We start from the raw sequence: 7,537 nt of genomic DNA, 5'->3' as shown, positions 1-7,537 counted from the left end.
GCGGTGGCATGTGCCATCGCTGTTCTGGTAGCCGCTGATGCTGATCCGCGCGCCTGACACGTCTCGGGTGGCGCCGCTGAATTCGCGGAACAGGCCGCCTTCGTCGGTGGTCCAGTCGAAGAGCTGCGTCGCGTCGGGCGGTGGCGGCGCATCCGGGGTTGGGTCATCGGTCATCGTGGTGGTCTCCTGGCTGCTCGATCGGAGGGTAAACCCGCTGCGCCCGCGCGTCATTTCCTCGGTGACCCGTGAAGTCGGTCACCGCTGCAGGACAACGATCCTGACGCCGCGGGAGTATCGTCGGTGTCGAAAGCCTCCGTTGCAGATTTCAGGAGAAACGATGGCGCTGGCACCGGCGAGCTGGCCCGATCCGCTCCTGAGGGCGGTTCGCGCGTCCAACAAGCACCTCCTCAACCCGGTCATGGTGCGGCTCGCCGGCCGCAAACACTGGTACGCCGCGGCGATTCGACACACCGGGCGGCGGTCGGGCAAGCCATACACGACACCAGTGGTGGCCGATCGCGTGCAGGACGGCTTTCTGATTCCACTGCCCTACGGCACCAAGGTGGACTGGCTGCAGAACGTGCTGGCGGCCGGGGGAGCGACTCTTTCGGCCGACGGCGACACCTGCGAGGTGGTGGCGCCTGAAGTCATCGACGCGAAAGAGGCCGTGCCGCTGCTCGCCGAGAGGCGGCGGCGCACGTTCCAGCGGGTCGGCATTGAACATTATCTGGAGGTCAGGCGCGCGCCCGCCGCGAACTGAGTCCCGGGCTCAGGGTCGCAGGATGGGGCGCAGCGTGTCGAGCACGGCCAGATCCTCGATGGTCGCCGGCGGCGTTTCCTCTCTGCCGTGGGCGATGCCGCGCATGACCTTCCGCAGGATCTTCCCCGACCGCGTCTTCGGGAGCGCGGGAACCACGTCCACCGTCTTGAAACAGGCCACCGCGCCGATCTCCTCGCGCACCGCCGCCACGAGCTCGTCGGCCAGACCCTCGGCCGCCGCGCCCGCTTTCAGCACGACGAAGCCCCGCGGGACCTGCCCCTTGATGTCGTCGGCGACGCCGATCACCGCGCACTCGGCGACGGCGGGGTGTGACGCGAGCACGGCCTCGACGGCGCCGGTCGACAAGCGGTGTCCGGCGACGTTGATCACGTCGTCGATGCGGCCCATCACGAATAGGTATCCGTCCTCGTCGACGTAGCCGCCGTCGCCGGTGAGGTAGTAGCCGGGATGCTCGCAGAGATAGGAGGCCTCGTAGCGCGCGTCATCACCCCACAGGGTGGGCAACGTGCCCGGCGGCAGCGGCAGCCTGATGCAGATCGCGCCGTGTTCGCCGGGTTCGCAGCCGGAGCCGTCGGCCCGCAGGATCGAGACGTCGTAGCCCGGCATGGGCAGGGTCGGCGACCCCGGTTTCGTCGGAAGTGCCTCAACGCCCATCGGATTGGCGGCGATGGCCCATCCGGTCTCGGTCTGCCACCAGTGATCGACCACCGGGACGCCGAGTGTGGCCGACGCCCACCGGTAGGTGTCGGGGTCGAGCCGTTCTCCTGCCTGGAAAAGGTATCGCAGCGCCGACAGGTCATACTTGCCGACATACGCGCCGTCGGGATCTTCCTTCCGGATCGCGCGGATCGCGGTCGGCGCCGAAAGCAGCGCCGCCACACCGTATTCGGACGCCACCCGCCAGAACGCACCCGGGTCGGGGGTGCGCACGGGCTTGCCCTCATAGAGCACCGTGGTCACGCCGGCCAGCAGCGGGCCGTACACGATGTAGGAATGCCCGACGACCCAGCCCACGTCGGATGCCGCCCAGAACACCTCCCCGGGACGGACGTCGTAGATGTGGCGCATGCTCCACATCAGCGCCACCGCATGTCCGCCGTTGTCGCGGACGATCCCCTTCGGCCTTCCCGTCGTGCCGGAGGTGTACAGCACATACAACGGGTCGGTGGCAGCCACCGGAACGGCGCCCACCGGCTCGGCCGCGGCCATCATCGTCTGCCAGTCCAGGTCCCGGCCCGGTGTGAGGTCACACCGCAGCTGATCCCGCTGGACGACGACGCAGCTGCGGGGGGGATGGGCGCTGGCGTCGATGGCCGCGTCGAGTATCGGTTTGTAGTGCACGATCCGCGACGGCTCGATCCCGCAGGAGGCCGACACCACCACCGTCGGGCGGGCGTCGTCAAGGCGGGTGGCCAGTTCGTGGGCGGCGAAGCCACCGAACACCACCGAGTGCACCGCCCCGAGCCGAGCGCATGCCAGCATTGCGATGGCCGCCTCGGGAATCATCGGCAGGTAGATCACCACACGATCGCCCTTGCCCACGCCGAGGCTGCGCAGCACGCCCGCGAACCGGGCGGTCGCATCGAGCAGCTCACGGTAGCTGTAGGTGCGCCGGGCGCCGGTCATTGGCGAGTCGTAGATCAGCGCCGGCTGATCGGCGCGGCCGTCGGCGACGTGACGGTCGAGCGCGTTTGCGCAGGTGTTGAGTTCACCGTCGGGAAACCACCGGTAAAACGGTGGATTCGCGTCGTCGAGTACGCGCGTCGGCTCCCGGGTCCACGAGACCGCCTGCGCCGCCTGCGCCCAGAAGGTGGTGGGGTCGGCGAGGCTCGCGGCGAACAGTTCCCGATAACCGTTCACGCCGGCCGGTTGCCGGGATCGCCCTTTCGTCGTCGACATCCCGCACTCCTTCAATCGTGCTGGACCGGTATCGAAGTGCCCGCTGGGCGCGAATGCCGCGTCCACGGGCCCGACGTTATTGCCCGCGCCCGCGTTCGGCACGGGTCGTTCGACCCTGCCCGGCGCGCCATTGGTCCCCGGCAGGGGCGAACCGGCTGACGCCGTCCTGCGGGCGCCGGCAATCGAACCGCAAGCGCAGAGATGTCGCCCCGGGTGTATTTCGGCCCACGTGGCGGTGAACTTGCCGAGAACCGTTGCGGGGAGAAGTATTCAACGCCGTAGCGTGACGTCATGGGCAACGTGGACCGGCGCACGGCGCTGTGCGTGATCGCGGCGGCCGTGCTGGCCGCGACGGGAGACCTTCTGCCAGCCCGGGCGGACGCCGCGCGGGGAGGGCTGCCGGCCGCCCGTGTGCCGGCCCCGGCCGGTGTGCTCACCCGGCTGCCCGGCGACGGCAACCAGCTCGCGTTCACCGTCGACGACGGCACCAGCACCGCAGTGGTCGCCGCGTTCGCCGACTTCTGCCGCGACACCGGCACCCGGATGACCTTCTTCGTCAACGGCGCGAACAAATCCTGGACGGACAACGCGCCCGCACTGCAACCGATGGTCGACTCGGGTCAAGTCCAGCTCGGCAACCACACCTGGTCGCATCCCGACATCACCCGCATCGGTGTGGACGCGGTCGCGGACCAGATCCGGCGCAACGCCGACTTCTTGAAGAACACCTACGGTGTCGACGGCACCCCGTTCTTCCGACCGCCCTACGGCCGTCACAATGCCGACACCGACCGGGTGGCCGCAACGCTCGGCTACCCCACCATCACGATGTGGAGCGCCACCATCGGCGATTCAGCCCCGGAAAACGCAACGAGCCTCATCGCCAACGCGCGGAACTCTTTCCAGGCACAGCAGATCGTGCTGGGGCATGCCAACCTGCCCACCATCACCCACTGCTACGCCCAGCTCATCGACATCATCTCCACCCGCAACCTTCAGACGGTCACCCTCAACGACGTCTTCGGCTAAGAAATCTTTCACGGACCGGCATCGGGTCAGCAACGCCTGCCCGATTGACGGGCGGGTCTTGTGGTAGCACGCTATCCCGATGGCCGCCCCCAGTGAGCAAGCACTGATCGACGAGGTGCGACAACGTCTGATCGCGACGTACGCCCGGCTCGCGCCGGCCACGGTCGTGCTTGCGGTGTCCGAAGCCCAGGAGCGATTCGTCGACTGCCCCGTGCGTGACTTCGTGCCGCTGCTGGTTGAGCGCCGCGCCATCAAGGCATTGTTGGAGCATTCCGCGCCGATGCCGGCGGCGCGGGCCATCGGGTGATGGACGTGATCCGCCCGTCATAGGCTGATCGGCGTGGGCGGTGTTGTGGCGGGCCAAGAGGAGCGCGTTGCGCTGCTGGCCCTGCTCGACGAACGTCCCGCCCTTCGCGATGAGCCGGCGGGCGCGACATCGTGGGCGACCATCGCCTCGGAGGTGTCGCTGCGCGGGTCGGCGGTCGCGCTGTGGGAAAGACTTCACCCGCCCGCGGAGGGGATGGCTGAGCCGGGCGGGCCGCTCGAGCGGGCACGCGCGCTGCTCTCGTCGTGGCGCGGAGCCGATTTTGCGCTGGTGACCATCCTGGATGCCGCATATCCATCGCCGCTGCGAGGCATTCACCAGATGCCGCCAATTCTGTTTGCGAAAGGCCGGTTGGCGCGCGATGAAGTCGGCGTCTCGGTGGTCGGAGCGCGGCGCGCCAGTCACCGAGGTTCATCGATTGCGTCGAACGTGGCCGTGGGACTCGTCGAGCGCGACATCTCCGTTATTTCGGGATTGGCGAGCGGCATCGACACCGCCGCCCATCAGGCCTGCCTGGCCGCCGGCGGCCGCCCGGTCGGGGTGATCGGCACCGGCATCAATCAGGTCTACCCGGCTGAGAACGCCGACCTGCACCGGCAGGTCGCCGCTCGCGGGTTGGTGCTGTCGCAGTTCTTCCCCGACGCGCCGCCACAACGGCACACGTTCCCGATGCGCAACGCGACGATGTCGGGCCTGGGGCGCGCCTCGATCGTCGTGGAGGCGGGCGAGTACAGCGGCAGCCGCATCCAGGCGCGGGTCGGCGTCGAGCACGGCCGCCCGGTGATCCTGACCGACCGCGTGGTGGCGGCCACCGCATGGGGCCGGGAGATGCAGCACCGGCCCGGTGTCTACGTCGCCGGCAGCACCGCCGATGTGATGGGCATCGTGGAGGATGTCGTGCGCGACGTGGACGTACGCGCGGCCACGGCGGTGTTGGGGGAGCCGGATTGACGGATGCGGCCGCCGAAGCGCGCCGGGCGCTGAGGGCGTCCGCGGGCGGCTACCTGCGCAACCCGGTGCGCGCGCCGGGTATCACCTGCGCGGTGTGCGCCACGCCGGTGGACGGCTTCGCGTGGTGCTGGCGCTGCAGGCAGGATCGCCGCATCCCTGGCCTGGCGGATCTGGTGGTGCCGTTGACATACGCCATCGGCGGCACCCAGTCGGCCACCCTGCTGTGGCACTACAAGGACGACCCCGTGCGCAAGGTGCGCGAACAGCACACCCTGATCCTCAATTGGCTTTTGTACCTTGCGATTTCGTTACACGAGCGGTGCGTGGCGGCGGTGGTCGGGTCGCCGGTGTCGCTGCGGATGACCATCCCATCGTTGAGCGGCCGGACGGGGCTGCATCCGTTTTCGGCGCTGGCGCAGTGGATGAAGGCGATCAGTGGGTCCATCGTGTTGGCGCCGGCGCCGGGGGCGATCTGCGACCGCATCGTGTCGGGCGACAAATTCGCCGTCGAACCGGATGCGCCACTCGACGGGCAGCACGTGCTGCTGCTCGACGACACCTGGACCACGGGGTCCAACGCGCAGTCGGCGGCGCTCGCCGTGCGCCGCGCCGGCGCCGCGGCGGTCAGCGTCATGGTCGTCGGCCGCTGGCTCAGCCCGAACTACGGCAACACCGCGCGGTTCATCAAGGAGTACCTGCACAACGACTACGACACCGGGATCTGCCCGGTGACCGGCGGGCGGTGTCCGTGAGACCAGCGTAGGCCGGGCAAACGCCGGACCGAGGCCCTAATGTCACACGCTTTGCTGATCAACGATTTTCGCGCAGCGTGCGCCCTATACTGCAACGCCAAGACAACACCCCGAGCCTGCAGGGACACCGGTGGGTCGTGCAGTGAGGAGACAAGCCAGATGAGTCATTCGATGCGGCGGTGGAGCGCCGCGGCGGCCGCCACCTTGGCAATGGCAGCCACGGTCGGTTCCACACTCACTATTGCGCCTTCCGGGGTTGCGAAAGCCGACGTGTGCGTCAGCGGTGGCCGGCGCGTTTCGGTAAGTGGGTGTGCCAACCTGGCCGACACCGTCGCTCCGTACGTTCCGCCGCCGGCCTACTACGCGCCGATGCCGTACGACCCGCCACCGCCGCCGAACGTCAGCGGGTGTGTGGCCTACAACGGCCGGTGGGTCAGCGCCGGCGGCTGCAACTAAGCGACTCACCGACCACCGGCGGCGGGCCGGCGCACCGGTCCGATCCGCGCATCCGGCCGGTCCCGCCGGACAATTTTGCAAGAAGTTGCCAGCCGCGACACACGACGGTGACACGTCATCGAGATAGTTGCGACGTCGTGGTGTCGCGAATGTTGTCCCGCCTGGCGCCGGTGCGTGTCACAGTCGCCTATGCGATCGTGCTCTGCATCGTCGGGGTCACGGTGCCGGCGCTCGGCCCGCGCGCGCAGGCCACCGTCGTCAGCCAGATGAGCACCAACCTGCACAACCTGGCGCGTGGTCGTCTCGGCACGCTGATCGGCAGCGCGTTCATCACCGACGGTGATGACCTCTATGCCTGGCTGCCGGGGCTGGTGTGCCTGCTGGCCCTGGGGGAACTGTTCTGGCGTGGCGGGCGTCTGGTCGTGGCGTTCGCGCTCGGCCACATCGGTGCCACGGTGCTCGTCGCGGTGGGCCTGGCGGTCGCGGTCGAGGCGCGATGGCTGCCAATGTCCATCGCCCGGGCCGACGACGTCGGGATCAGCTACGGCGCCGCAGCGGTGCTGGGCGCGTTGACGTCGGTGGTACCGCGGCGCTGGCGACCGGCCTGGGTCGGCTGGTGGTCCGGCATCGCGCTTCTCGCCGCGTCCGGGGCCGACTTCACCGCCGTCGGGCACGCCGTGGCACTGACGTTGGGCATGGGGCTGTCGGTGCGGCTGCGCCCGGACGCACGCTGGACCCCCCTACGAGGCGTGTTGCTCGCGGTCGCCGTCGCGTTCGGCTACGTCACCCTCACCGGGGCGTCGCCGCTCGCGGCACCGGCCGGCGGGCTGGCAGGTCTGCTGACAGCGCTGGCCGCGCAGCGTATCAATCACCGCCGTCGACGGCAGCGCGCACGAGCCGAACGCATTGGGCCGTGCCGTCGAGCCACAGCAAACGCCGAGTCGGCGGCGGGAAGAGACGTACCACCGATCCGGTGGGTTTCAACGCCGGAACAACCCGCGGGGCGAGCATGAGACCGCAGCTTCCAGATCCGCTCAAGCTCCCGTGGGAACTGCGGGAAAACCTCACCGCACGATCCGGCGTAGACCGACTTGCGGACGGGCGAACCAAATACTGGTCGATGAGGTGTTGAAGGGCATCACGCCCCAAATGTTCGTGTGGTGGTTTCGCGGCGGCATTCTCGGGGACATGGACGTCGAAGGACGCGCCGTACCCAGGTACCGGGTCTGGCACCCCTATGACCACGTCGGCGCGCGCTTGTTGGTGAATCGACCCGCTGAGGCCGCGCAGGGCGCGGTCGCCGAACTCGAGGAGTACTTCGGCCGCGAACCCAGCTTCTACACC

Annotated in this window: 9 protein-coding genes; 8 read left to right on the top strand and 1 reads right to left on the bottom strand. The window is 69.0% G+C overall.

Features of this window, described 5'->3' with window-relative positions:
- Positions 1 to 337 precede the first annotated feature (337 nt).
- On the top strand, positions 338 to 760 hold the full coding sequence (locus tag VKG81_RS00095; RefSeq protein ID WP_324388803.1) for a nitroreductase family deazaflavin-dependent oxidoreductase: 423 nt from the start codon (positions 338 to 340) through the stop codon (positions 758 to 760).
- A 9-nt stretch (positions 761 to 769) separates the two neighbouring features.
- On the opposite strand, the gene VKG81_RS00090 is transcribed toward VKG81_RS00095, so the two are convergent.
- Entirely contained in the window at positions 770 to 2,641 is a 1,872-nt protein-coding gene (locus tag VKG81_RS00090) for a propionyl-CoA synthetase (RefSeq protein ID WP_324388805.1), read from the bottom strand.
- A gap of 330 nt (positions 2,642 to 2,971) precedes the next feature.
- Between VKG81_RS00090 and VKG81_RS00085 the strand changes: the two genes are divergently transcribed.
- The 7 genes from VKG81_RS00085 to VKG81_RS00055 all read left to right on the top strand — a co-directional run.
- The gene (locus VKG81_RS00085; protein ID WP_324388802.1) at positions 2,972 to 3,709 is read left to right on the top strand and encodes a polysaccharide deacetylase family protein; all 738 of its coding nucleotides are present in this window, start codon (positions 2,972 to 2,974) and stop codon (positions 3,707 to 3,709) included.
- A gap of 79 nt (positions 3,710 to 3,788) precedes the next feature.
- Positions 3,789 to 4,016: a three-helix bundle dimerization domain-containing protein gene (locus tag VKG81_RS00080; protein ID WP_324388801.1), complete on the top strand. Its 228-nt coding sequence runs from the start codon at positions 3,789 to 3,791 to the stop codon at positions 4,014 to 4,016.
- A gap of 33 nt (positions 4,017 to 4,049) precedes the next feature.
- Complete coding sequence (locus VKG81_RS00075) at positions 4,050 to 4,985, top strand: DNA-processing protein DprA (RefSeq protein ID WP_324388800.1); 936 nt, start codon at positions 4,050 to 4,052, stop codon at positions 4,983 to 4,985.
- Positions 4,982 to 5,737, top strand: coding sequence for an amidophosphoribosyltransferase (locus tag VKG81_RS00070; RefSeq protein WP_324388799.1), 756 nt, complete (start codon positions 4,982 to 4,984; stop codon positions 5,735 to 5,737). Before VKG81_RS00075 ends, VKG81_RS00070 begins: the two co-directional genes overlap by 4 nt.
- Before the next feature lie 159 nt (positions 5,738 to 5,896).
- Positions 5,897 to 6,193, top strand: a complete 297-nt coding sequence (locus VKG81_RS00065; protein WP_414685098.1) for a hypothetical protein — start codon at positions 5,897 to 5,899, stop codon at positions 6,191 to 6,193.
- Positions 6,194 to 6,342: 149 nt separating this feature from the next.
- Positions 6,343 to 7,206: a rhomboid-like protein gene (locus tag VKG81_RS00060; RefSeq protein WP_324388798.1), complete on the top strand. Its 864-nt coding sequence runs from the start codon at positions 6,343 to 6,345 to the stop codon at positions 7,204 to 7,206.
- A gap of 115 nt (positions 7,207 to 7,321) precedes the next feature.
- Positions 7,322 to 7,537: DAPG hydrolase family protein (locus VKG81_RS00055; protein WP_414685097.1), on the top strand; the 216-nt coding region annotated here is incomplete at its 3' end.

Source organism: Mycobacterium sp. (assembly GCF_035314905.1).
In the GTDB taxonomy this organism is placed as follows: Bacteria; Actinomycetota; Actinomycetes; order Mycobacteriales; family Mycobacteriaceae; genus Mycobacterium.
Note: the sequence above shows the minus strand (reverse complement) of the source record. Positions and strands in the feature narration are given on the sequence as shown.

What these genes read in the sequence shown, in the direction of transcription:
- VKG81_RS00095 (WP_324388803.1), top strand. Translation starts at nt 338, where the DNA reads ATGGCGCTGGCACCGGCGAGCTGGCCCGATCCGCTCCTGAGGGCGGTT.
- VKG81_RS00085 (WP_324388802.1), top strand. Translation starts at nt 2,972, where the DNA reads ATGGGCAACGTGGACCGGCGCACGGCGCTGTGCGTGATCGCGGCGGCC.
- VKG81_RS00080 (WP_324388801.1), top strand. Translation starts at nt 3,789, where the DNA reads ATGGCCGCCCCCAGTGAGCAAGCACTGATCGACGAGGTGCGACAACGT.
- VKG81_RS00065 (WP_414685098.1), top strand. Translation starts at nt 5,897, where the DNA reads ATGAGTCATTCGATGCGGCGGTGGAGCGCCGCGGCGGCCGCCACCTTG.
- VKG81_RS00060 (WP_324388798.1), top strand. Translation starts at nt 6,343, where the DNA reads ATGTTGTCCCGCCTGGCGCCGGTGCGTGTCACAGTCGCCTATGCGATC.